Origin of the sequence: Kitasatospora sp. NPDC096204 (assembly GCF_044763205.1) — a bacterium.
In the GTDB taxonomy this organism is placed as follows: domain Bacteria; phylum Actinomycetota; class Actinomycetes; order Streptomycetales; family Streptomycetaceae; genus Kitasatospora.
Genome location: NZ_JBIWFT010000041.1, coordinates 36,186 through 58,983 on the forward strand (window position 1 = coordinate 36,186; position 22,798 = coordinate 58,983).

The 22,798-nt window shown below is 73.7% G+C and carries 21 protein-coding genes; 12 read left to right on the plus strand and 9 right to left on the minus strand.

Features of this window, described 5'->3' with window-relative positions:
* Nucleotides 1–54 precede the first annotated feature (54 nt).
* Together ACIQ87_RS33265 and ACIQ87_RS33270 are read right to left on the minus strand one after the other, a co-directional pair.
* Nucleotides 55–1,362 carry a M18 family aminopeptidase gene (locus ACIQ87_RS33265; protein WP_402414181.1) on the minus strand — a complete coding sequence of 436 codons (1,308 nt, stop codon included), beginning with the start codon at nt 1,360–1,362 and terminating at the stop codon, nt 55–57.
* 321 nt (nt 1,363–1,683) lie between these two features.
* Nucleotides 1,684–3,513: an acyl-CoA dehydrogenase gene (locus tag ACIQ87_RS33270; protein WP_402414183.1), complete on the minus strand. Its 1,830-nt coding sequence runs from the start codon at nt 3,511–3,513 to the stop codon at nt 1,684–1,686.
* Between the two features lie 217 nt (nt 3,514–3,730).
* Here ACIQ87_RS33270 and ACIQ87_RS33275 point away from each other — a divergent pair, with 217 nt between their 5' ends.
* Both ACIQ87_RS33275 and ACIQ87_RS33280 read left to right on the plus strand, forming a co-directional pair.
* Nucleotides 3,731–4,234, plus strand: coding sequence for an SseB family protein (locus ACIQ87_RS33275; protein WP_392881702.1), 504 nt, complete (start codon nt 3,731–3,733; stop codon nt 4,232–4,234).
* Between the two features lie 123 nt (nt 4,235–4,357).
* Complete coding sequence (locus tag ACIQ87_RS33280) at nt 4,358–5,317, plus strand: pirin family protein (protein WP_402414186.1); 960 nt, start codon at nt 4,358–4,360, stop codon at nt 5,315–5,317.
* A gap of 74 nt (nt 5,318–5,391) precedes the next feature.
* Here ACIQ87_RS33280 and ACIQ87_RS33285 read toward each other — a convergent pair whose 3' ends face one another.
* The gene (locus ACIQ87_RS33285; RefSeq protein ID WP_402414188.1) at nt 5,392–6,213 is read right to left on the minus strand and encodes an integrase; all 822 of its coding nucleotides are present in this window, start codon (nt 6,211–6,213) and stop codon (nt 5,392–5,394) included.
* A gap of 203 nt (nt 6,214–6,416) precedes the next feature.
* Here ACIQ87_RS33285 and ACIQ87_RS33290 point away from each other — a divergent pair, with 203 nt between their 5' ends.
* Nucleotides 6,417–6,578 (plus strand): hypothetical protein, encoded by a 162-nt coding sequence (locus ACIQ87_RS33290; protein ID WP_402414190.1) that lies wholly within the window; start codon nt 6,417–6,419, stop codon nt 6,576–6,578.
* Nucleotides 6,579–6,606: 28 nt separating this feature from the next.
* Here the strand turns inward: ACIQ87_RS33290 and ACIQ87_RS33295 are convergent, their stop codons facing one another.
* The 3 genes from ACIQ87_RS33295 to ACIQ87_RS33305 form a co-directional block, all read right to left on the minus strand.
* The gene (locus tag ACIQ87_RS33295; RefSeq protein WP_402414193.1) at nt 6,607–7,917 is read right to left on the minus strand and encodes an amidase; all 1,311 of its coding nucleotides are present in this window, start codon (nt 7,915–7,917) and stop codon (nt 6,607–6,609) included.
* A gap of 34 nt (nt 7,918–7,951) precedes the next feature.
* Complete coding sequence (locus ACIQ87_RS33300; RefSeq protein ID WP_402414196.1) at nt 7,952–8,185, minus strand: hypothetical protein; 234 nt, start codon at nt 8,183–8,185, stop codon at nt 7,952–7,954.
* An 85-nt stretch (nt 8,186–8,270) separates the two neighbouring features.
* Nucleotides 8,271–8,915, minus strand: coding sequence for an ATP-binding protein (locus ACIQ87_RS33305; protein WP_402414199.1), 645 nt, complete (start codon nt 8,913–8,915; stop codon nt 8,271–8,273).
* 230 nt (nt 8,916–9,145) lie between these two features.
* On the opposite strand from ACIQ87_RS33305, the gene ACIQ87_RS33310 reads away from it, so the two are divergent.
* The 9 genes from ACIQ87_RS33310 (at nt 9,146) to ACIQ87_RS33350 (ending at nt 19,342) form a co-directional block, all read left to right on the plus strand.
* A complete protein-coding gene (locus tag ACIQ87_RS33310) occupies nt 9,146–9,961 on the plus strand; it encodes a hypothetical protein (protein WP_402414201.1) in 816 nt (271 codons plus the stop codon).
* Between the two features lie 181 nt (nt 9,962–10,142).
* On the plus strand, nt 10,143–10,889 hold the full coding sequence (locus ACIQ87_RS33315) for a YcnI family protein (RefSeq protein WP_402414203.1): 747 nt from the start codon (nt 10,143–10,145) through the stop codon (nt 10,887–10,889).
* A 78-nt stretch (nt 10,890–10,967) separates the two neighbouring features.
* Nucleotides 10,968–11,639: an SCO family protein gene (locus ACIQ87_RS33320; protein WP_402414206.1), complete on the plus strand. Its 672-nt coding sequence runs from the start codon at nt 10,968–10,970 to the stop codon at nt 11,637–11,639.
* Complete coding sequence (locus tag ACIQ87_RS33325; protein WP_402414208.1) at nt 11,636–12,139, plus strand: copper chaperone PCu(A)C; 504 nt, start codon at nt 11,636–11,638, stop codon at nt 12,137–12,139. Before ACIQ87_RS33320 ends, ACIQ87_RS33325 begins: the two co-directional genes overlap by 4 nt.
* 13 nt (nt 12,140–12,152) lie before the next feature.
* The gene (locus ACIQ87_RS33330; protein ID WP_402414211.1) at nt 12,153–14,168 is read left to right on the plus strand and encodes a FixH family protein; all 2,016 of its coding nucleotides are present in this window, start codon (nt 12,153–12,155) and stop codon (nt 14,166–14,168) included.
* A 5-nt stretch (nt 14,169–14,173) separates the two neighbouring features.
* Nucleotides 14,174–15,511 (plus strand): iron uptake transporter deferrochelatase/peroxidase subunit, encoded by a 1,338-nt coding sequence (gene efeB, locus ACIQ87_RS33335; RefSeq protein WP_402414213.1) that lies wholly within the window; start codon nt 14,174–14,176, stop codon nt 15,509–15,511.
* A 133-nt stretch (nt 15,512–15,644) separates the two neighbouring features.
* A complete protein-coding gene (gene pheA, locus ACIQ87_RS33340) occupies nt 15,645–16,580 on the plus strand; it encodes a prephenate dehydratase (RefSeq protein ID WP_402414216.1) in 936 nt (311 codons plus the stop codon).
* Between the two features lie 580 nt (nt 16,581–17,160).
* A complete protein-coding gene (gene serS / locus ACIQ87_RS33345; protein WP_402414218.1) occupies nt 17,161–18,435 on the plus strand; it encodes a serine--tRNA ligase in 1,275 nt (424 codons plus the stop codon).
* 52 nt (nt 18,436–18,487) lie between these two features.
* Nucleotides 18,488–19,342, plus strand: a complete 855-nt coding sequence (locus tag ACIQ87_RS33350) for an HAD family hydrolase (protein ID WP_402414221.1) — start codon at nt 18,488–18,490, stop codon at nt 19,340–19,342.
* Between the two features lie 13 nt (nt 19,343–19,355).
* Here the strand turns inward: ACIQ87_RS33350 and ACIQ87_RS33355 are convergent, their stop codons facing one another.
* Genes ACIQ87_RS33355 through ACIQ87_RS33365 form a run of 3 tightly spaced genes read right to left on the minus strand, consistent with a single transcriptional unit; the run spans nt 19,356 to nt 22,728 of the window.
* A complete protein-coding gene (locus tag ACIQ87_RS33355; protein WP_402414224.1) occupies nt 19,356–21,122 on the minus strand; it encodes a hypothetical protein in 1,767 nt (588 codons plus the stop codon).
* On the minus strand, nt 21,119–22,048 hold the full coding sequence (locus ACIQ87_RS33360) for a protein phosphatase 2C domain-containing protein (RefSeq protein WP_402414227.1): 930 nt from the start codon (nt 22,046–22,048) through the stop codon (nt 21,119–21,121). Before ACIQ87_RS33360 ends, ACIQ87_RS33355 begins: the two co-directional genes overlap by 4 nt.
* Nucleotides 22,045–22,728 carry a hypothetical protein gene (locus tag ACIQ87_RS33365; protein ID WP_402414230.1) on the minus strand — a complete coding sequence of 228 codons (684 nt, stop codon included), beginning with the start codon at nt 22,726–22,728 and terminating at the stop codon, nt 22,045–22,047. The genes ACIQ87_RS33360 and ACIQ87_RS33365 overlap by 4 nt, the downstream gene beginning before the upstream one ends.
* Between the last annotated feature and the right edge of the window lie 70 nt (nt 22,729–22,798).

A 22,798-nucleotide genomic window follows, 5' to 3' on the forward strand; every position in this document is an offset into this window, starting at 1 on the left:
AGCAACGGGAAGGGGCCCGGCGGTCGTCCGCCGGGCCCCTTCCGCGAGCCGTGCTCAGCCCTCCAGGAAGGCCTTGAGCGCGCTCGCCAGCAGGTACGGGTCCTCCGCCCCGCACAGCTCGCGCGCCGAGTGCATGGAGAGCGCCGCGATGCCGCAGTCCACCGTCCTGATGCCCAGCCGCGCCGCCGTGATCGGGCCGATCGTCGTACCGCAGGGCATGGCGTTGTTGGAGACGAAGGTCTGCCACGGCACGCCCGCCTTCTCACAGGCGGCCGCGAACACCGCCCGGCCGACGCCGTCGGTCGCGTAGCGGTTGTTGACGTTGACCTTGAGGATCGGCCCGCCGTTCGGCATCGGGTGGTGGCCCGGCTCGTGCCGCTCGCTGTAGTTCGGGTGGACGGCGTGGCCCATGTCCGAGGAGAGGCAGACGGTGCCGGCGAGCGCCCGGGCCCGGTCCTCGGTGGTGCCGCCGCGCGCGTGGATCGTCCGGTCCAGCACGTTGCCGAGCAGCGGGCTCTGCGCGCCGGTGTCGGACTCGCTTCCGGTCTCCTCGTGGTCGAAGGCGGCCAGCACCGGGATGTACGGCAGCCGGGCGGCGCCGTCGGCGGTGGCGACCGCGGCGAGCGCGGCGGTGGCCGCGTGCACCGAGAGCAGGTTGTCCAGGCGCGGGGCGGCCAGCAGCTCGCGGTCGCGGCCCAGGTAGGAGGCGGGCTGGACGTCGTGGGTCATGAGGTCCCAGCCGACCACGTCGGCGGCGGCCAGGCCGGCCCGCTCGGCGACGTAGGAGATCAGCGCGCCCTCGTCGACCGGGCCGAGGCCCCAGATCGGGGTGAGGTGGCGCTGCTTGTCGAGCTTCATGCCCTCGTTGACCTGGCGGTCCAGGTGGATGGCGAGCTGCGGCACGCGCAGCAGCGGCTCGTCCAGCTGGACCAGCCGGGCGGTGCCGTCCTTGAGCGCGAGCCGGCCGGACAGGCCGAGGTCGCGGTCCAGCCAGGTGTTCAGCGGGACGCCGCCGTAGATCTCCACGGCGACCTGCCGCCAGCCCTCCGAACCGGTGTCCGGCACCGGCTTGACCCGCAGGTTGGGCGAGTCGGTGTGGGTGCCGACGATCCGGAACGGCGTCTCGGGGCCCGCTCCCTCCGGCAGGTACCAGGCGATCAGCGCGCCCCCGCGGATCAGGTAGCGCCCGCCGGCCGCGGTGTCCCACGCGTCCGTCTCGGAGACCTGCCGGAAGCCCGCCTTCTCCAGCCGCTCGGCGGCGCTCGCCACCGCGTGGTACGGAGACGGCGAGGTGCCGAGGAACGCGATCAGGTCGTCGCTGTGCGTCCGGTCGAAGAATGCCTGGCGGGCGGCGGTCGACATACTGCTCCTGGGTCGAGTGAGGGCCGAAGCCGGATGGGGAGTCGGCTTCGCACCTGAGCATATGCCCGTACACAGACAGGGCATTCGGAACACCTCGTTCGAGATGTGCCCCGCACGTGCCCGCGAACCGCCCTGCGGGAGCGGGGGGTTCCGCCCCGGGCACCACGGCACCACGGCACCACGGCACGTCGACGGCTCGGCACCGCGGCACCACAGCGCATCGGCACCTCGGCACCTCGGCACCGACACACCGAAGGGCCCGGTGGCAGCCGGGCCCTTCGGTGTGAGGGTGTGTCAGGCGGTCAGGTCAGCGACCGAGGCTCAGAAGGCCTCCTCCGCCAGCTCCATGATCTCGTTGTCGATGCCCTCGGCGATCAGGCGCTGCGGGGCGACGGTCGGCAGGACGTTCTTGGCGAAGAAGCGGGCCGCCGCGACCTTGCCCTGGTAGAAGGGGACGTCCTTCTCCGAAGCGCCGGCCTCCAGCTTGGCCAGGGCCACCGCGGCCTGGCGCAGCAGCAGCCAGCCGACCACGACGTCGCCGGAGACCATCAGCAGGCGGGTGGTGTTGAGGCCCACCTTGTACATGTTCTTGACGTCCTGCTCGACCGAGGAGAGGTCGGCCAGGAGCTTGCCGATGATGGCCTCGAGGTCGCCCGCGGCCTTGGCGAGCAGGTCGCGCTCGGCGGCCAGGGCGTCGCCGCCGGCGGCGGAGCCGATGAACTTCTGGATCTGCTCGGACAGCGCGGTGAGCGCCTGGCCGCCATCCTTGACGATCTTGCGGAAGAAGAAGTCCTGGCCCTGGATGGCGGTGGTGCCCTCGTACAGGGTGTCGATCTTGGCGTCCCGGATGTACTGCTCGATCGGGTACTCCTGCAGGTAGCCGGAGCCACCGAAGGTCTGCAGGGACTGGGCGAGCTGCTCGTAGGACTTCTCCGAGCCGTAGCCCTTGACGATCGGCAGCAGCAGGTCGTTGAGGCGCTCGGCGGCCTCGTCGCGCTCGCCGCGCAGCTTGGCGGCCATCATGTCGTCCTGGGTGGACGCGGTGAACAGCACCAGCGCGCGCATGCCCTCGGCGTAGGCCTTCTGGGTCAGCAGCGAGCGGCGCACGTCCGGGTGGTGGGTGATGGTGACGCGCGGGGCGGTCTTGTCCAGGAACTGCGAGATGTCGGCGCCCTGCACGCGCTCCTTGGCGTACTCCAGGGCGTTCAGGTAGCCGGTGGAGAGGGTGGCGATGGCCTTCGTGCCGACCATCATCCGGGCGAACTCGATGATCTTGAACATCTGGCGGATGCCGTCGACCTTCTCGCCCAGCAGCCAGCCCTTGGCCGGGTGCTTGGCGCCGAAGGTCATCTCGCAGGTGTTCGAGGCCTTGAGGCCCATCTTGTGCTCGACGTTGGTGGCGTAGACGCCGTTGCGCTCGCCCAGCTCGCCGGTCTCCCAGTCGAAGTCGAACTTGGGGACGATGAACAGGCCCAGGCCCTTGGTGCCGGGCTTGCCGCCCTCGGGGCGGGCCAGCACCATGTGGATGATGTTCTCGGACATGTCGTGCTCGCCCGAGGTGATGAAGCGCTTCACGCCCTCGATGTGCCAGGAGCCGTCCTCCTGCTGGATCGCCTTGGTGCGGCCGGCGCCCACGTCGGAGCCCGCGTCGGGCTCGGTGAGGACCATGGTGGAGCCCCACAGGCGGTCGGTCATCCGCTTGGCGACCTCGAGCTGCTCCTCGGTGCCCTCCTCGGCGATGACGCCGGCGAAGGCCGGGCCGGAGGAGTACATCCAGATGGCCGGGTTGGAGCCCAGGATCTGCTCGGCGAAGGCCCAGATCAGCGAGTTCGGGGTGACCTGGCCACCGATCGACTCCGGGATGCCCAGACGCCACCACTCGGCGTCCATGAAGGTCTGGTAGCTCTTCTTGAAGGCCGCCGGGATCGGCGCGGTGTTGGTCTCCGGGTCGAAGACCGGCGGGTTGCGGTCGGTGTCGGCGAAGGACGCCGCGAGGTCGTTCTCGGCGAGGCGCGAGATCTCGCTGAGGATGTTCTTCGCGGTCTCGACGTCCATGTCCGCGAACGGTCCGGTGCCGTACACCTGCTCGCGGCCGAACACCTCGAAGAGGTTGAACTCCACGTCCCGCAGGTTGGACTTGTAGTGACCCATGGCCGTTATCTCCGGTTCGTCGCTTCCGGGAGACCGCCGCGTTCCGGCGTCCCGTACCCACCAGTAGGCATCATGATGCTACCCAGCGGTAACTTGGGCAAGCCCCCGCCGGGGAATCCGCCGCTATGAACGTGGTCACGTCCCACAGTCGGGACGGCCACTCCTTTGTCAGGATCGGCGCCAGCGGAGGAGGGTGCGCGACCGCTAGCCTGTCCGTGTGTACGGATATGACCAGAACACATACCCGGGCGACCCCTACCAGCAGCAGGCGGGACCGCAGCAGGGCATGAACGGCATGCCCGGACCGGACGCCTACGGCGGGCAGGCGCAAGCCCCCCAGCAGTCCCTGTACCCCGAACCCTCGCCGCCCTCACTCGCGGACGCCGTGCGGGCCTTCACCACCGGCTCGATGGCGGTCGAGGACTTCCAGGCGATCTTCATCACCTCGAAGGTGCACTGCCCCCGCGGCGACCGCCCCGGCTTCCTGGCGCTGCACAACACCCCGACGCCGGTGATCCCGATGTTCAGCTCGCTGAAGGAGCTGCGCCGCTACGCCGGCAAGGACTCCAAGCACTTCACCGTCACCGGCGCCGAGGTCCTGGACCTGCTGCCGACCGGCTACGGCTTCGCGCTGGACATGGAGGGCGAGCACCGGATGGTGTTCGACGCCAAGGCCGTCGAGCAGATGGTCGACTTCACGATGCGCCGGATGTACGGCTGATCCATCCTGGACGAGGAGCCCGCGCTCCTTTGTCCCTACATAGTTCAACATTCAACTTGCTTGTTGTTGAGGATTGAACTAACCTCGTGCACGTAGGCCAGAGACCCCCCGAAGGAGGCCGACATGCCCGCCGTGACCGTCGACAACCCACTGACCCTCCCGCGCGTCACCACGCCGGACCCCGCCGTCACGAGCGCCCGGCCGGTCCTCACCGTGGCGACCGCCCCCGAGGGCTTCGAAGGCGAGGGCTTCCCCGTCCGCCGCGCCTTCGCCAAGATCAACCAGAAGTACCTCGACCCGTTCATCATGATGGACCAGATGGGCGAGGTGGACTACGCGGCCGGCGAGCCCAAGGGCACCCCCTGGCACCCGCACCGCGGCTTCGAGACCGTCACCTACATCATTGACGGAACGTTCATCCACCAGGACTCGCACGGCGGCGGTGGCACCATCACCGACGGCGACACCCAGTGGATGACGGCCGGCTCCGGCCTGCTGCACATCGAGAGCCCGCCGGAGTCGCTGGTGATGTCCGGCGGCCTCTTCCACGGCCTCCAGCTGTGGGTGAACCTGCCCGCCTCGGACAAGATGATCGCCCCGAAGTACCAGGACATCCGCGGCGGCAGCGTCAAGCTGCTCAGCACCGAGGACGGCGGCGCGCTGCTCCGGGTGATCGCGGGCGAGCTCGACGGCCACCAGGGCCCCGGCACCACCTTCACCCCGATCACCATGATCCACGCCTCGGTCAGCCCCGGCGCCCAGATCACCCTGCCCTGGCGCTCCGACTTCAACGCCCTCGCCTACGGCCTCGCCGGCGGCGGCTCGGCGGGCGCGGAGCGGCGCCCCTTCCACCGGGGCCAGGCCGTCGTCTTCGGCGACGGCGACTCGATCACCATCCGCGCCGACGAGAAGCAGGACTCCCGCGACAACAACTTCGAGGTCGTCCTCCTCGGCGGCCTCCCGATCCGCGAACCCGTCGCCCACTACGGCCCGTTCGTCATGAACAGCCACCGCGAACTCCAGCAGGCCATGGAGGACTTCCAGGCCGGCCGCCTCGGCACCATCCCCGCTTCCGGTCGCTGAGGGCTCCGGAGCCGGAACGGCGGAGCGGCCGCAGGTGCCACCTGCGGCCGCTCCGCCGTTCTCGCCGTCCCCCGCTACAGCAGCGCGTAGAGGGCCGAGGCGTCGTCGTGCGTCTTGCCCCGCGGCCAGCGCGCGCAGTCGGCGTCCGCCCGCTCCACCGCCCGCACCTGGGCGATCAGCTCGCCCGGCCCCGACTCGGCGAGCAGCCGCAGCGCGTCGCCCCAACTGCCGAGACCGAAGCGCTCGGTGTAGCGCGAGGCACCGTCGGTGAGGGCCGCCAGCGCGTGCAGCCGGTCCAGCCGCACGAAGCCGGTCTCGGCGTGCTCGGCCGCCCGCGGGCTGGCGGCGGCGATCCACGGGCCGTTGCCCCGGTTGCGGGCGGCGCGCACGGCCAGCGCGTACTCCAGGTGCAGCGCGGCCCGCTCGGCCGAGCCGGGGACGGTCTCCCAGACCTGGCGGCGCAGCTCCTCCCCGCCGGGGAAGCGCTGGTTGTCCCCGATCACCCTCGGCGGACCGTCCTTGAACTCCAGCACCAGCAGGGAGTCGCCGAGCACCAGGTACTCCAGCGCCTCGCCGTGCCGCCGGGCCGCGACGACCATCGCGGCGGGGGTGTTGGGGTGGGCCAGGTCGCAGCGGCCGCCGTGCAGCGCGGCCGTCTCCACGATGGCGTCGGCCAGGCACTCGGCGATCGAGCGGTCCGCCCGGTCGGTGAGCCGGGCGAGCAGGTGCACGCCCAGCCTGCGCACGTACCAGGCCGTCCCGTGCCGGCACCCGGACTCCAGGCCGGCCGGCGAGCTCGCGCCGTCCAGCAGGACCACCGCCTCCGGCGAGGCCGCCGCGAAGTCCTCGCTCTCGCGGTCGGGCCGCCGTGCTTCCCCTGCGAGCTGTAGCTGCATCCCGACAGTGTGGCCGCCGCCCCCCGCCCGCGCCCAGACCCGTGCGCCGGTGTGGCGCGGGCCGGGGCGCGGCGCCCGGTGGCAGCCGGGGCGATTCGGCCATACCGTCGGACAGTGACCGGACGATTCGGCCCATCGGAGCGGGCCGGGTTCGGGATCACCTTCGGGTGCCCGGGCCGCCCGCGACTGACGAGGAGCGGAAGATGTTCTGGGAGTTCATCGTGTTGCTGGCCGCCTCGCTCGGCTTCCCGACCGCCGCCCTGTTCTACCTGATCGGCGGGCCGCGCTTCCCCGACGAGCCGCGCGGCCCCGACACCGCCCGGAGCTCGAACACCGGGGGCACCGGCGCCTCCCGGACCTCCTGAAGGGCCGCGCGCAGCCCCGGCAGCGCGCCTAACGCTCCGCCAGAACGCCCTCGAGGAGCGCCGCCTGCGCCAGCAGCCGCTCGTCCCCGCCCGCCGCGCCGACCACCTGGAGCCCCAGCGGCAGCCCCCGCGCGGTCCGCCCGGCCGGCAGGCCGAGCGCCGGCCGCCCGAGGAAGCTCCACGGCAGCGACATCACCGCGTCCCCGGTGCTGTGCAGGCCCTCCGGCGCCCCGCCGGTGGCCGAGGGCGCCAGCCACAGGTCCACCCCGGCCGCCGCACCCGCCGCGGCCACCCGCTCGCCCAGTTCCTCCCGGAACCGCAGCCCGGCCGCCCGGTCCTCGGCCGGGACGCCCTGCCCGGTCCGGATGCTCGCCACCGTCTCCGGCCGGTAGAGCCCGCCGAAGCGGGCGAACCAGTCGGCGTGGCTGCGGGCCAGCTCGAAGCGGTTGACCGCCTGCACCTGCCGGACGATCCCGGCGAAGTCCGGGAACAGCTCGACCCGGCACACCGTGAACCCGGCCCGCGCCAGCCGCGCCACCTGCTCCTCGAAGGCGCGCAGCGCGGCCGGTTCGGCGTGCTCCAGGTACGTCCCGTCCGGCACCCCGAGCACGGGCGCGGACGGCGCCGCGGGCTCCGCGCGCCAGCCGTCGCAGAGCAGCGGGGCCACCAGGGCCGCGCCCGCCAGGTCGGCGGTGAACGTCCCGAGGGTGTCGAGGCTCGGCGCGTTCGGGATCACCCCGGTGACCGGGATCCGCCCGTACGTCGGCCGGAAGCCCACCACCCCGCAGTACGCGGCCGGGCGGATCACCGAGCCGACGGTCTGGGTGCCGATCGCCAGCGGCACCAGCCCGGCCGCGACCGCCGCCGCCGAGCCGCTGCTGGAACCGCCCGGGGTGTGTCCCGGATGGTGCGGGTTGCGGGTCGGGCCAGGAGCGCTCGCGGCGAACTCGGCGGTCACCGTCTTTCCCGCGACCAGCGCTCCCGCCGCCCGCAGCCGGTCCACCACCGCGGCCTGCGGCCCGGCCAGCACCCCGGGCGGCAGCGCCGAACCGCCGTGCGTGGGCAGCCCGTCCACGTGCACGATGTCCTTGACCCCCACCGCCACCCCGTACAGCGGCGGCCGCCCGTCCGGTTCCGGGTACCGCTCGGCCAGCTCCCGCGCCTGCGACCGCAGCCGCCCGTGCCGCCCGGGCTCCGGCACGAACGCGTGGATCATCGGGTCCACCCGCTCGACCAGGGCGCACAACCGGTCGACGTACTCGGGCAGTTCGGGCGCACCGGCGCGCAGTCCGGCGGCCTCGGTGGTCAACGGCCGCGGCCGGACGAGGGGTTCCTCCATGCCGGTCACAGTAGACGGCCTCACGCGACCGGCCTCACTGGTGGTGTTCGGCCGCCAAGTACGGCGCCTCGCGCAGGAAGTACGCCCCGCAGGTGTGGCAGCACAGCTCCGGGGTCTTCCCCCAGTCCACCGCCTCCCGCACCCGCGCGCCCGGCTCGAGTTCGCGCCCGCACATCGCGACGCTCTCCTCGCCCCGGACCACGTGCCACAGCCGCACCCCCGCGGCCGCACCGCCCTGGCCGTACTCAGCCCGCATCTGGTGCCTCATGCCCCCATCGTCCGGCCGGCCCCCACCCCCGGCAACCGCAGGCCGGGGACCGCGCCCCCGGCCGCGCGCCGACGCACGTCCGTCCTCAGGACGCCGCCTGCAGCAGCGCGCCGTCCTGCCACTTGAGGATCTTGTCGAAGCTGACGATCGCGCCGCGCAGGGGGTGGTTGCGGAGTTGGACGTGGTCGGTGAGGGCGTGGATGAGGAAGAGGCCCCGGCCGGATTCGGCGGTGAGGTCGGGGAGGGTGTCCAGGTCGACCGGGCGCAGCGTGGGGGCACTGGGGCGGGACGGCAGGACGTGGGTGTCGTACGGGTGGCCGTCGCGGCGGGGGCGGTGGGCGGCGAGGACGCGGACCGGGACGGTGGCGCGGCCGCGGCGGGTGCGCCGGGCCGCCCGGCCGGCCGGCGCCGGGCGGGCCTCGGCCGGGGCCGCCGGGCGGCGGGCGGGTGCGGCGGGCACCGCGGGGGTGGGCAGTCCGGGCCCGGAGTCGGTGACCTCGATCCGCAGCCGGTCGCCGCAGATCGAGGCGGTCACCTGGAAGCCGTCGTCGGGCCGCCCGGTGGCGCCGTGCTCGACGGCGTTGGCGCAGGCCTCGGTGAGGGCGACACCGAGGTCGTCCGCGATCTGCGGGTCGACGCCCGCGGTCGCCATCGCACCGAGCAGGATGCGCCGGGCCAGCGGAACGCTGGCCGGGTCGCGCTTGAGGTGCAGAGTCCACCAGATGTCCACGGGAGGTCCCTCCTGGCTGCGGCTCCACATACAACTAGGTATCTCCGGGCGTTTCCCGGGTGAACCGTGCCCGGGGCCCGCTACCGCCCGTTCGGCGGATGGACCGGGGGACGTGGTCTGTGCCGGGCGACGCGTACGCCCCTCCGCACGCCGCGGCCGAAAGGGGCATTCGTAGGGATTTCCCACCCTGCCCGTGTCAGCGGCGTACGCAATGAGAGGATGGCCCGGCCATGACTGCCCTCGCCGCCGCCCCGCTCCCGGGCGCCCCCGGACCGGCTCAGCCGGTGGGGTCCGCCGCCTGGGACCTGCGGCTTGCCCGGGCGGTCCCGTTCGCGCTGGTGTGCACCCTGATCGCGGCCGCCGGGCACTCCCTGGCGGGCGGCGGGAACGTGCCGCCGACGGCGCTGGCGCTGGGCTTCGCCGCGGTGCTGGCGTTCGCGGCGGTCTGCGGCGGGCGGGAGCGTTCGCTGGCGGCCATCGCCGGGGCGCTCGGCGCCGGGCAGCTCGGGCTGCACTTCCTCTTCCACGGCTTCGACGGCGCGATGTCCGGCATGCACCACGGCGGTGCCGGTCCGCTGACCGTCCCGCAGGTGGCCGGCCGGCTGATCTGCAACGAGGCGAGGCCCGGCACGCTGGTCGGCCTGCCCGGCGGCTCGTCCCCGGAGCAGCTGGTCTCCTCCGCGGGCCTGGACCCGCACGCGTTCGCCACCGTGCCCTGGTGGCAGGCCGGGCTGTTCGGCATGACGCCGTCGATGCTGGTCGGGCACCTGGGCGCCGCGCTGGTCGCGGGCTGGTGGCTGCGGCGCGGCGAGGCGGCGCTGTGGCGGCTGCTGCGGGTGGCCGCCGCGGCCGCCCGGGAGCACTGGGCGGCTCCGCTGCGCACCGTGTTCGCGCTGGTGGCCGCGCTGCTGCGCGGTCTGTTCGGCGAGGCCGGTCCGGCCCGCCGGTTCGGTGCCCGGGGCGGGGAGAGCCTGCTCCCGGCGGGTGCCGTGCTGCGGCACAGCGTGGTGCGGCGCGGCCCGCCATGCGGGGCCCTCGCGTACTGACCCGACGTTCCTGGTGCCCCGTGCGGGCCGGGTTCGCGGCGTGCGCACCGTCCGGCCGTTCCCCCGACCACCGGGGCGGCCCGAGGCTCTGCCCCCACCTCCCCACGCGCGGCCCCGCGGCACGGCTCACGTCCGTCGCCCGGTTCCGGCCGCCGCCGAGCTCCGATCGGAGACCCGCATCATGCGTTCCCTTCCCACCCGCCGTCTCGCCGCCGTCGCCCTCACCGCCGCCGCCTCCGTGGTGGCGCTGGCCGGCCCCGCCTTCGCGCACGTCACCGTGAACCCGGGCTCGGCCACCCAGGGCGGCTACACGGCCGTCGACTTCCGGGTGCCGAACGAGAGCGACACCGCGAGCACCGTGAAGCTGGAGGTCAACCTCCCGCTGGACCACCCGCTGGCCTCGGTCCGGACCCTGCCGCTGCCGGGCTGGACCGCCACCGTCGAGAAGGCCAAGCTCGACAAGCCGATCAAGGTGCACGGCAACGACGTCACCGAGGCCGTCTCCAAGATCACCTGGACCGCCGACGCCGGCACCAAGATCGCCCCCGGCCAGTTCCAGGAGTTCCGGGTCTCGCTCGGCCCGCTGCCGACCGACACCGAGAGCATGGAGTTCAAGACCCTCCAGACCTACGACAACGGCGACGTCGCCCGTTGGATCGACGAGTCCAAGGAGGGCCAGCCCGAGCCGGCCAAGCCCGCGCCCGTCCTGAAGCTCACCAAGGCCGCCGGGGGCGACGGCCACGGTGTCACCGCCACCCCCGCCGCGGGCGCCCACGGGGACAGCTCCGACCAGGCCGCCTCCAGCGACGCCAAGTCCAGCGACTCCACCGCCCGCACCCTGGGCGTGGTCGGCATCGTGGTCGGCGTGATCGGCACCGCCGTCGGCGTGCTCGGCCTGCGCCGCAAGAGCGGCGGCTCCGCCTCCTGACCCACCGCGCCGGCGGTGCCGCACCCGCGCACCGGGTGCGGCACCGCCGGCCGTCCACCGCGCACGATCGGAACCCGCATGTCCCGCACCACCCGCACCACCCGCCTGGCCGGCGCGGCCGCCCTCGCGCTGGCCGCCGCCCTGACGCTCTCCGCCTGCGGGTCCTCCGGCGGCGGGGACTCCACCGCCGCCAAGGTCACCCGGCAGAAGGAGGACACCCCGTACCAGGGCACCAAGCTCGCCAAGAACTTCGAGAAGCCGGACCTCCAGCTGACCGACACCTCCGGCCAGCCCTTCGACCTGCGCCAGCAGACCAACGGCAAGGCCACCCTGCTGTTCTTCGGCTACACCAGCTGCCCGGACGTCTGCCCGACCACCATGGGCGACATCGGCGTCGCGATGAAGGCGCTCCCGGCGGAGGACCGGCAGAAGATCAACGTCGTCTTCGTCTCCACCGACCCGCAGCGCGACACCCCCAAGGTGCTGCGCACCTGGCTGGACTCGATGGGCAGCGACTTCATAGGCCTCACCGGGGACCTGGCCAAGGTGAAGACCGCCGCCAGGTCGCTCGGCATCATGATCGAGGACCCGGTGGTCAACGGGGACGGCACCGTCACCTCCACCCACGGCGCGCAGGTGCTGGCCTTCCTCCCCTCGGACGACAAGGCGCACGTGCTCTACATGAGCGGCACCGAGGAGAAGACCTACGAGCACGACCTGCCGCTGCTCGCCAAGGGGGTCGCGGCGTGAGCCCGGTCCAGACCGGAACCAGCCGGTTCCGCCGCAGTGCCCTGCTCGGCGCCGTCGTCGCGACCGCCCTGGGCGGCGGCGCGATCCTGGCCGCGTGCGGGACGGGCGGCCAGAACGGCGCCTCCTCCGGCCCGGCCAGGATCAGCGTCGCCGACGAGTACATCCCACTGCCCCCGGCCGGCGGCATGGCGGCCGGCTACCTGACCGTCCGCAACGACGGCGGGAAGGACCAGCTGCTCAAGGTGACCAGCCCGGCCGCCGAGTCCGTCACCATGCACCGCTCCACCGCGTCGACCATGGAGCAGGTGGACAGCCTGGACGTCCCCGCGCACGGCGCCCTGCAGCTCGCCCGCGGCGGCAACCACCTCATGATCATGGGCTGGCAGAAGGCCCCCGCCCTCGGCGACGAGCTGGAACTCGACCTCACCTTCGCCAAGTCCGGCACCATCTCCGTCAAGGTGCCGGTCAAGGAGCTCACCTACCGACCCGGCCAGAGTTAAGGGGACCGCCAGCATGCAGTCGGCCGGCCTGGAGAAGGCCACCCACCGCCGGATCGCCGGGGTGCTCGGAGTGCTCGGCGCGTTGCTCGCGCTGATGCTCGCGGGCGCCGGGCCGGCCTCCGCGCACGCCACCCTGGATTCCACCGACCCGTCGCAGAACTCGGTGGTCGGGACCGCCCCGCGGGCGGTGACGCTGACCTTCAGCGAGTCCGTCTCGCTCTCCGGCGACTCCGTGCGGGTGCTCGACCCGGCGGGCAAGGCCGTGGACACCGGCAACCCGGCGCACGCCGACGGCAAGGGCAACACCGCCCGGGTCGGGCTGCAGGACGGGCTCGCCAACGGCACGTACACGGTGGCCTGGCGGGCCGTCTCGGACGACTCGCACCCGGTCGGCGGGGCGTTCACCTTCTCCATCGGCGCTCCCTCGGACACCACGGTGTCGGCGACCGCGTTCCAGGGCGCCGAGGCCGACGGCCTGGTCGCCGCCCTGTACGGCACCGGGCGCGCCGTCGCGTACACGGCCTTCGCGCTGCTGGTCGGCGTCGCCGCCTTCGTGCTGGTCTGCTGGCCGGCCGGCACCGCCCGGCGCCGGGTGCAGCGGCTGCTGATGACCGGCTGGACGGCGCTGCTGGTCTCCACCGTCGCGGTGCTGATGCTGCGCGGGCCGTACGAGCGCGGCACGGGGGTCGGGCAGGCCTTCGACCTGTCGCTGATGCGCGCCACCCTGGACGAGCGGATCGGCACCGGGCTGGCCGCCCGGCTGCTGCTGCTCGCGGCGGGCGGGGTGTTCCTGTCGCTCCTGGTCGGACAGCTGGGGCAGCCGCCGCGGCCGGTCGTGCCCAAGCCGCGGGACGAGGACGGGGACGGCACCGCCGCCGGGGACGACGCCGAGGCCGCCGAGCTGCGCGAGCTGGAGCGCCGGGCCGCCGAACGGCCGCAGCGCGAGGTCCGGCTGGGCCTCGGTGTGGCCGGACTGGTGCTGGCGGTCGCCCTCGCGGCGACCTGGGTCGGCGCCGACCACGCCTCGGTGGGCATCCAGGTCTGGCTGGCGCTGCCGCTCGGCATCCTGCACCTGATCGCCATGGCGCTCTGGCTGGGCGGGCTGGCCGCGCTGCTGGTCGCGCTGCGCGAGGGCGTCGGCGTCGAGGTCGTGGACCGCTTCTCGAAGATCGCCTTCGGCTCGGTGGCCGTGCTGGCCGTGACCGGGATCTACCAGTCCTGGCGGGGCCTGGGCAGCTGGAGCGCGCTGACCGGCACCGAGTACGGGCGGCTGCTGCTGGTGAAGAGCGGCTGCGTGGTCGCGATGCTCGGCGTCGCCTGGATGTCCCGCACCTGGCTGGCCAGGCTGCGCTCGGCGCCGGCCGAGGCGGAGGAGGTCGCGCCGGTCGAACTGCCGGAGCCGGTCGCCGTGACGGCGCACGGCGAGGACCCGGTCCGGCAGGCGCAGCTGGAGCGCCAGCGGGCCGCCCGGCAGAGCGCCGGACGCGACCGCGGACTGACCCCGACCCGGGCCGGGCTGCGCCGCTCGGTGCTGGTCGAGGCGCTGGTCGCGGTGGCGGTGCTGGTGGTCACCACGATGCTCACCAACTCCCCGCCCGGACGGGTCGCGGACGAGATCAAGGCCCGGGCGGCCGGCGCCGCGGTGGCCGGCGGGCCCGGGGCGGCGGCGCAGACCGAGCCGGGCCGCACCGTCGAGCTCAAGCTCCCGTACGACACCAAGGGCCGGACGCCGAACGCCAAGGGCACCGCGACCGTCAGCCTCAACCCGGCCCGGACCGGGCCGAACGAGGTGCAGCTCGCGCTGGACGGCGCGGACGGGCAGCCGGTGGACGTCCCCGAGGTGCAGCTCGCCTTCACCCTGCCGGACCGCGACCTCGGCCCGCTGCCGGTCCAGCTCACCCCGGAGGGCACCGGCCGCTGGAGCGGCATCGCGCAGCTGCCGTTGGCGGGCAACTGGGTGGTGTCGGTGCAGGTCCGCTCCTCCGACATCGACCAGACCACCCCGACCCAGCAGTTCAGGATCGGGTGAGCGGGGTGACGGACGTTTCCACGGAACACGGTCCGACGGCGGCCGGCCCGACGGCCCACGAGTCGGCTTCGAACGGGTCGCCGGGGTCGGCGGGATCCGCGGGCTTCACCCGGCGGGCGCTGCTCGGCACCGCCGGGGCCGGGCTGCTGGCGGGAGCCGGCGCGGGCGTCGCCGGGGCGGTCGCCCTGGACGGGCGGGGCGGCGGGACGGCCGTCGCGACGGGCCCGTCCGGCGGGGCGCTGGGCACGGCCCGGGTGCCGTTCCGCGGCGAGCACCAGGCCGGGATCACCGACCCGGCGCAGGCCAGGGTCCAGCTGGCCGCCTTCGACCTCGCCGAGGGCGTCGGCCGGGACGGGCTGCGCACCCTGCTGCAGCGCTGGACGAGGGCGGCCGAGCGGCTGACCGCCGGGGAGCCGGCCGAGGAGTTCGACGGCCAGGTCGCGCTGGACGCCGGGCCCTGCTCGCTCACCGTCACGGTCGGCTTCGGCGCCGCGCTGTTCGACAAGGCCGGGCTGGCCGACCGCCGCCCGCCCGGGCTCGAACCGCTGCCCGCCTTCCCCGGCGACGCGCTCGACCCGGCCCGCGGCGACGGCGACCTGTTCGTCCAGATCGGCGCGGACGACGCCCTGGTCGCGGTGCACGCCCTGCGGGTGCTCCAGCGGCTGGCGGCCGGGACGGCGACGCTGCGCTGGCAGTCGGCCGGCTTCGCCCGCACCCCCGGCGCCGCCGCGCGGCCGGTGACCGGACGCAACCTGATGGGCCAGATCGACGGCACCAACAACCCCCGGCCGGACGAGGAGGGCTTCGCCGCCAAGGTGTTCTGTGCCGCCGGCGGCGACCAGCCGGCCTGGCTGGCCGGCGGCTCGTACCTGGTGTTCCGGCGCATCCGGATGCTGCTGGACCACTGGGAGGCGCTGCCGGTGGACCGCCAGGAGCGGGTGATCGGGCGGCGCAAGTCGGACGGCGCCCCGCTCGGCGCGCCCGCCGGGGCCGGCGAGCGCACCCCGGTCGACCTCGCCGCGCAGGGCCAGGACGGCACCCTGGCGATCCCCGCCGACGCGCACATCCGGGTCGCCGCCCCGGCGGCCAACGGCGGGGCGGCGATGCTGCGGCGCGGCTTCTCGTACCACGACGGGCTGCTGCCGGACGGCTCGCCGGACGCCGGGCTGCTCTTCCTCGCCTTCCAGGCCGACCCGCGCAAGGGGTTCACCCCGGTGCAGCGCAAGCTCTCCCGGGGCGACGGCCTCTCCCGCTTCCTGCGGCACGAGGCGAGCGGCCTGTACGCGCTGCCGCCGGGCGCACCGCCCGGAGGTTACCTCGGCCAGCAGTTGTTGGAGGGGTAGTTCCCCCGGGTTCACCCGGATCCACCGCCGCGGTCCCGGCCACTGGAACGCTTTCCTACCGGGGCCGCGGAATCGTTATGGTGACTGCTTCGGCACACCCTGACCGCGCAGCACCGAGATCCCCGGAGGCGTCATGTCGGCCACCCGCTACACCTACCTCGGACCGGCCGGCACGTTCACCGAGGCGGCCCTGCACACCCTGCCGGAGGCGGCGACCCGGGAGCTGGTCCCGCTGTCCTCGGTGGCGCTGGCGCTGGACGCGGTGCGCGGCGGGGAGGCGGCCGGGGCGTTCGTCCCGATCGAGAACTCGGTGGAGGGCGCGGTCACCGCGACCAACGACGAACTGGCCTCCGGCGCACCGCTGATGATCTACCGTGAGGTGCTGCTGCCGATCGCCTTCGCGCTGCTGGTGCGGCCCGGCACCGAGCTGTCCGGGGTCAAGACGGTGACCAGCCACCCGGTGGCCCAGCCGCAGGTGCGGCGCTGGCTGGCGGCCAACCTGCCGGAGGCGACGTGGGAGTCGGCCGCCTCCAACGCGGACGGCGCCCGGCTGGTCGCCGAGGGCCGCTACGACGGCGCGTTCGCGGGCGAGTTCGCGGCGCCGATCTACGGGCTGGAGCCGCTGGTCAAGGAGATCGCGGACGCGAAGAGCGCGGCCACCCGGTTCGTGCTGGTCGGCCGCCCCGGGCGGGTCTCCTCGCCGACCGGCGCGGACAAGACCTCGATGGTGGTCTGGCTGCCGGACGACCACCCGGGCGCGCTGCTGGAGCTGCTGCAGGAGTTCGCGGTGCGCGGGGTCAACCTGATGCGGATCGAGTCCCGCCCGACCGGCGAGGGCATGGGCAGCTACTGCTTCCTGATCGACTGCGAGGGCCACCTGTCCGAGCGCCGGGTGAGCGAGGCGATGATGGGGCTCAAGCGGACCTGCCCGAAGGTGCGGTACCTCGGCTCCTATCCGCGCGCCGACCGGCAGGAGTCCACCCAGCGGCGGCCGGGGACCTCGGACGAGGATTTCACTTCGGCGGCGGACTGGCTCTCCCGCGCGCTCGACGGCCGCGGGGGCATCTGAGTCCGGCGCGGACTCGGGTCCGCGCCCGGGTTCGAGTCCGCGCCCGGGTTCCGTCGCCTTCCGGACATCCTGCTTGCATCTTTTGTCTTTCCGGCCTTTTCCGACCGTTTCTGACCGGGTCGACCGGGCGGGGCGGACGACTCCACCCGTCGTCCACAGGCGACCACCGGCCGGCGGCCGCTGTCCACAGGGGTCCCCTACTGTCCACAGCCCGGAGTTATCCACAGGTCTGGGGACGAGTCGACAAACCGGTATAGCCATTACCCGGATCCGGTCGGACCATCGGTTTGCGTTGCAGAGATGACCAATCGGACCAGAGTCACCCGGTTGCCAGCAAATCACCCGTCCGAGTGCTTCAATTCCCTCACCCGAGAAGGTTGATTGAGGTTTGAAACCTCAATTCCCTGGTTCGTTCACGCGGAAGGCAATCCTCCCCTTTGATCCACAGGTTCGGGGCGCAGCCTGTGGATAACCCGCCGCCAGAGCGTTCCCCACAGAAGTTATCCACAGGTGAGGGCGAGTTATCCCCAGGGGAAAAGCCGTACCGGTGGAGGAACGGTCTCCCGGTACGCTTGGGCCTGTGATTGACCTTCGCCTGCTCCGTGAGGACCCTGACCGAGTGCGCGCCTCGCAGCGCGTCCGTGGCGAGGACGTCGACCTGGTCGACGCCCTCCTCTCCGCCGACGAGCGGCGCCGGTCCTCGGGCAGCCGCTTCGACGAACTGCGCAACGAGCAGCGGGTGCTCGGCAAGCAGGTCGCCCAGGCCAAGGGCGACGAAAAGGCCGCCCTGCTCCAGCGCACCAAGGACCTGGCCGCCGAGGTCAAGGCCGCCGACGCCGAGCAGAGTGCGGCCAAGGAGGAGGCCGACCGCCTGCTCCGCTCCCTGGCGAACCTCATCGACCCGGCCGCCCCGGTCGGCGGCGAGGAGGACTTCGTCACCCTGGAGGAGATCGGCACCCCGCGCGACTTCGCCGCCGAGGGCTTCGAGCCCCGTGACCACGTCGAACTCGGCCAGATCCTCGGCGCGATCGACACCGAGCGCGGCGCCAAGGTCGCCGGTGCCCGCTCCTACTACCTGACCGGCGTCGGCGCGCTGCTGGAGCTCGCCCTGGTCAACATGGCGATCGCCCAGGCCACCGCGGCCGGCTTCATCCCGATGATCACCCCGACCCTGGTCCGCCCGGCCGCCATGGACGGCACCGGCTTCCTCGGTCAGGCCGCCGAGAACGTGTACCACCTCGCCGAGGACGACCGGTACCTGGTCGGCACCAGCGAGGTCCCGCTCGCGGCGTACCACATGGACGAGATCCTCGACGCCGACAAGCTGCCGCTGCGCTACGCCGGGTACTCCTCCTGCTTCCGCCGCGAGGCCGGCACCTACGGCAAGGACACCCGCGGCATCATCCGCGTCCACCAGTTCGAGAAGGTGGAGATGTTCGTCTACACCACTCCGGAGGACGCGGAGAACGAGCACCGCCGCCTGCTCCAGTGGGAGAAGGACTTCCTCAACGCCCTCGAACTGCCCTACCGGGTGATCGACGTCGCCTCCGGCGACCTCGGCGCCTCGGCCGCGCGCAAGTTCGACATCGAGGCGTGGATCCCCACCCAGGGCAAGTACCGCGAGGTCACCTCGACCTCCAACACCACCGAGTACCAGGCCCGCCGGCTGTCCATCCGGATGCGCGAGGAGGGCAAGACCCGCCCGCTCGCCACCCTGAACGGCACCCTGGTCGCCATCCCGCGCACCATCGTGGCGATCCTGGAGAACCACCAGCAGGCCGACGGCTCGGTCGTCGTGCCGCAGGCGCTGCGGCCGTTCCTCGGCGGGCGGACCGTCCTCGAGCCGGTCAAGTAACCCGGTCCGCACCACCCGGCACCACCCGCAACTCCCGGGAGACGCACGGCCCATGAGCACCACCAGCCCCAGCCCCGCCTCCCCCGGAGCCAGCGGCGGTGGCGACCTGCCCTACCGGCTGGTCGCCACCGACCTCGACGGCACCCTGCTCACCAGCGGGGAGACCGTCTCCGAGCGCACCCGCGCCGCCCTGGCCACGGCCACCGGCGCGGGCGCGCTGCACATCATCGTCACCGGGCGCTCGGCGGTCTGGGCCCGCCCGGTCTTCGACGAGATCGGCTACACCGGGATAGCGGTCTGCGGCCAGGGCGCCCAGGTGTACGACGCCGGCGCGCACAGGCTGCTCACCTCGCTCACCCTGGACCGGCGGCTCGCCGCGGTCGCGATCGAGAAGATCGAGGCCGAGACCGGCCCGCTGGCCGTCGCCGCCAACCAGGACGGCCTCGACGGCCAGGTCCTGGCCGGCCCCGGCTACGAACTGCTGATCGGCTCCGACCTGCCGGTCGTCCGGGTCGAGCGCGGCGGTCTGTTCGACGCCCCGCTCAGCAAGCTGTACATCCAGCACCACGCCCTCACCGACGACGCCCTCGCCGAGGCCGCCCGCCGCGCCGCCGGCGACCTGGTCGGCGTGGTGATGGCCGGCGCCGGCGTGGTCGAGCTGCTCCCGCTCGGTCTGTCCAAGGCCACCGGCCTGGCCGTCGCCGCCCGCCGGCTGGGCGTCCGCGCCGCCGACACCATCGCCTTCGGCGACATGCCCAACGATGTCCCGATGTTCGGCTGGGCCGCCCACGGCGTCGCCATGGCCAACGCCCACGAGGAACTCCTCGCCGTCGCCGACGCCGTCACCGCCAGCAACGACGAGGACGGCGTCGCCGAGGTCCTGGAGCGTCTCTACCCGGTGCGCTGAGCCGGCGGGCGGGTCACCGGCGCACGTAGTTCCGCGGGCCCGCGGCGTCGATCGCGGCATCGACCGCCGCGTCCGTCCACGGCTTCAGGCTGTCGTCGGTGCCCAGGCTGACGTAGAGGGCCAGGGCGTGGAGCAGGTAGCGGTGGTCGGCGGCCTTGCTTCCGGTCTGGGTGGCCTGGCTGACGTCGGTGCCCCTGGCGCACAGTTCCGAGCCGGGCCCCTTGCTCGGGCACCAGAAGTCCCAGTCGGTGCTGTACGCCTTGGAGAGGGTGTTGAGGGCCGCCTTGGCGGTCTGGGCGTCCGTCATCGGTTTGACCAGGACGACCACCATGATCGTGTTCTCGGCGTCCAGGTAGGTCCCGACGATCTGGTTCACACAGCCGCCGTTGCTCAGCACGGTCTGGACGTTCTTGCTCATGTTGGCCGTCACGCAGCTCTGCAGCCCACCGCTCGCGTTCGCGTAGCGCACGCCCTTGGCGTCGGTGAACGAGTCGGGGAGCAGCGCGGCGGGGGTCAGCGGGGTGCGGTCGGTCCCGGCGTCGTCGAGCGAGGCGGGGTCGAAGACGGGGGTGCTGGGCCGGTAGGTGGGCGTGTAGGTGTACGTCGGCGTGTAGGTGGGCGTGTAGGTGGGCGTGTAGGTGGGCGCGGGCGTGTACGAGGGCCCGGAGTCCGCCATCGGGGAGCCGGACCGGTTGTGGGCGACCACCAACACGATCGCGAGTATGACCGCCGCGAGGACCGCGGCGACGCCGATGCCGGCGGCGTACGGCGTCCTGGTCGGCGGCGGCGCGCCCGGGCTCGCGGCCGGGGCTCCCACCGTACGGACGGGGGCGGACGGGGCGGACGGGGCAGACGGGGCAGACGGGGCAGACGGGATGGACGGGGCCGCGGCCGCCGGGGTGGTGGAGGCGGTGGCGGCGGCCGCCGTGAGGTGCTCCGCCCAGAGCGCCGGGGCGGGCCGGCGGGCGGGGTCCGGGTCGAGTCCGGCCCGGGCGAGCTCGCCGAGGGCGGGGCTGAGCGCGGTCAGCGCGGCTGGGTCGACGGAGCTCTGGTCGCGGGCGAAGAGCCGTACGGCGAGCAGCGCGAACTTGTGGGCGTCGCCCGCCGCCGTCCCGCGCTCCTCGCCGTGCGGGAGCTGCCAGTCCGGGGTCTCGACCTGGGGCAGGACGGTGGCGCCGCGCAGCCGCACGGCGTCGCAGTCGAGGAGGAAGCAGGCGGCCCGGCCGCCGTCGGCTCCGGTGGCGAAGAGCAGGTTCTTCGGGGACAGGTCGCCCACCGCGATGCCGAGGCGGTGCAGCCGGGACAGCGTGGTGGCGAGGTCGGCGAGCAGTCTCAGGCGGTCGCGGTCGCTGACGGTGAGGCCGACCCGGGCGACGTAGTCGTCGCCGTTGAGCAGGAACTCCAGGGTGGCCGGCCGCCTGGTGGGCGCGGTGGTGCCGCCGAGGGCGTGCAGGTCGAAGTGGAAGCGTTCGGGGGCGGCCCCCATCAGGAAGCCGCAGGTGCGGCCGCGCTGCCGCACCAGGGCGGTGGGCCAGGCGGCCCTGTCGAGGAGCCAGTGGGCCTCGGCCGGGTCGAGTTCGGCGAGCAGGGCCACCATCGCGGCCAGCGCGTCGGTGTCGAGCCCGGGGAGGGTCTGCGGGCGGTACTCCTTGTAGGCGACGGCGTGGCCGTCGGCCCGGTCGGCCACCTCGTGGACGGTGCCCTGACCGCCCTGTCCGAGGCGGCGGACCAGGACCAGGTCGTCGTGGTCGACGGTCCTGACGGAGCGGTCGGCCGTCATCGCTCCTCCCCGGCGGCGTGCGGCCAGACGACCAGGAGGGTCCGGTCGTCGTCGAAGGTCTCGCGGGAGAAGTCGAGCAGGTGGGCGAGCCAGAGCGGGGTGGGCGGCTCGGCGAGGGCGTCCGCGAACAGGGCGCCGACCCGGCCGTCCCCGTCGCCCAGCGGGTCGCCGAAGCCGTCGGTGCCGATCAGCAGGGCGAGTTGCGGGGTGAGCCGGACGCTGGTGCGCTCGATCGGGTCGGGCACGGTGGGCAGCGGGGTCACCTCGGTGCCGATCAGCGGGGAGCCGGCGGCGGACTTCGGGTCGAAGAGCGGGTGGTAGCGGCCGTGCGGGAGGTCGAGCAGCCAGGCGCCGGAGTCGCCGATCCGGCAGAGCTCGACGACGGGCCCGGCCGGGTCGGGGTGGACCACGCCGGTGACCAGGGTGGTCGCGTACAGCCGGGCGACCTCGGCCGGGTCCGGTTCCCCGCCGCCCAGCCGCCAGCGGGCGACCTGCCGGAGCCGTCGGGCGGCGTGCCGGGCGACGTCCGGGAAGTCCACCGGGCCCGGGCTCGCGGAGAGCAGGTGGAGCGTGCGCGCGAGGGCGGCCCGGCAGGCCTCGATGGCACCGAGTTCGGCGCTGGTCGCGGCCGAGACGCCGTCGGCGACGGCGAAGGCGACCGCGCCGGTGGGCTGGTGCAGGGCGGCACGCGCGGCGTCCTGGCGCGGACGGCCGTAGTAGCGGTGCTTGGCGCCCCGGACGGAGGCGAAGCGCACGGCCAGTTCGTCGGTGGACCAGCCGTCGCACTCGGTGTCGGGGAAGTCGTAGGCGGGCTGGCGCGGTGGCCTCGGTTCGAACTCGATCCCGGGCGTGCCCACGGCGATCCGCTCCCAGGGGACGGCGGCCGGACCGGGCCCCTGCTCCGGGCCGGGACCGCGCCGGGTCATTGCCCGACCTCGTCGATGGCGAGGACGAACTGGTCGGGCCGGTTGACCACGAGGTGGGGGTTGGCGGAGCCCAGGGCCTGGCCGGAGGCGACCAGGCTGGTGGTGAGCGCGTGGAAGAACTCGCCGATGGCCCGGCCGAGGTCGATGCCGGACCGGGCCACGAAGGCGAACTCCGGGCGGGTCGCCACCGCGAGCATGGTCCGGGGATCGGCCTCGCCGATGCCGCAGGCGATGATGTTGGGGGCGGTCGGGGTCCGCTGGTGGTCGGTGAGGCGGGCGTGCGCGTCCCGCCACTCCTCGCCGTCGGTCGGCTGGCCGTCGCTGAGCAGGAACACCACCGGGCGGTGCACCTTGTACCCCTGGCCGCGCAGCCACCGGACGTCCTCGGGGATGCGGTCCAGCAGGTCCTCGAAGACCGCCCGGTAGACGGTCAGTCCGCGGATGACCACCTGGGGCAGCCTGGTCTCGGTCCGCATGTCGGTCACCGCGAGGCGGATCCGCACGTCGTCGGAGAAGCCGAGGACGGCCAGCCGCAGTTTCGCGGCGATCATCGGCTCGGCCCGCAGCCCCTCGCACAACGAGACCAGACCGCCGGAGAGTTCGGCCAGGTACGGTTCCATCGAGGCCGACTCGTCGGCCAGTACGTAGGCGGGCAGCAGGACACCCTTGGTCTCGGCCACCGCATTCCCCCTTCCTGTCGGGTGGACGTGGTTCCCGCGTCGGACGGCCGGCTTCTCGCGCCGGACGGCC

Excerpts from the sequence above, each read along its gene's own strand:
- ACIQ87_RS33295 (WP_402414193.1), bottom strand. The coding sequence starts at position 7,917 with ATGGAGGAACCCCTCGTCCGGCCGCGGCCGTTGACCACCGAGGCCGCC.
- ACIQ87_RS33310 (WP_402414201.1), top strand. The coding sequence starts at position 9,146 with ATGACTGCCCTCGCCGCCGCCCCGCTCCCGGGCGCCCCCGGACCGGCT.
- ACIQ87_RS33290 (WP_402414190.1), top strand. The coding sequence starts at position 6,417 with ATGTTCTGGGAGTTCATCGTGTTGCTGGCCGCCTCGCTCGGCTTCCCG.
- ACIQ87_RS33265 (WP_402414181.1), bottom strand. The coding sequence starts at position 1,362 with ATGTCGACCGCCGCCCGCCAGGCATTCTTCGACCGGACGCACAGCGAC.
- ACIQ87_RS33360 (WP_402414227.1), bottom strand. The coding sequence starts at position 22,048 with ATGACCCGGCGCGGTCCCGGCCCGGAGCAGGGGCCCGGTCCGGCCGCC.
- pheA (WP_402414216.1), top strand. The coding sequence starts at position 15,645 with ATGTCGGCCACCCGCTACACCTACCTCGGACCGGCCGGCACGTTCACC.
- ACIQ87_RS33280 (WP_402414186.1), top strand. The coding sequence starts at position 4,358 with ATGCCCGCCGTGACCGTCGACAACCCACTGACCCTCCCGCGCGTCACC.
- ACIQ87_RS33270 (WP_402414183.1), bottom strand. The coding sequence starts at position 3,513 with ATGGGTCACTACAAGTCCAACCTGCGGGACGTGGAGTTCAACCTCTTC.
- ACIQ87_RS33350 (WP_402414221.1), top strand. The coding sequence starts at position 18,488 with ATGAGCACCACCAGCCCCAGCCCCGCCTCCCCCGGAGCCAGCGGCGGT.
- ACIQ87_RS33330 (WP_402414211.1), top strand. The coding sequence starts at position 12,153 with ATGCAGTCGGCCGGCCTGGAGAAGGCCACCCACCGCCGGATCGCCGGG.
- ACIQ87_RS33285 (WP_402414188.1), bottom strand. The coding sequence starts at position 6,213 with ATGCAGCTACAGCTCGCAGGGGAAGCACGGCGGCCCGACCGCGAGAGC.
- ACIQ87_RS33300 (WP_402414196.1), bottom strand. The coding sequence starts at position 8,185 with ATGAGGCACCAGATGCGGGCTGAGTACGGCCAGGGCGGTGCGGCCGCG.
- ACIQ87_RS33320 (WP_402414206.1), top strand. The coding sequence starts at position 10,968 with ATGTCCCGCACCACCCGCACCACCCGCCTGGCCGGCGCGGCCGCCCTC.
- ACIQ87_RS33355 (WP_402414224.1), bottom strand. The coding sequence starts at position 21,122 with ATGACGGCCGACCGCTCCGTCAGGACCGTCGACCACGACGACCTGGTC.
- ACIQ87_RS33315 (WP_402414203.1), top strand. The coding sequence starts at position 10,143 with ATGCGTTCCCTTCCCACCCGCCGTCTCGCCGCCGTCGCCCTCACCGCC.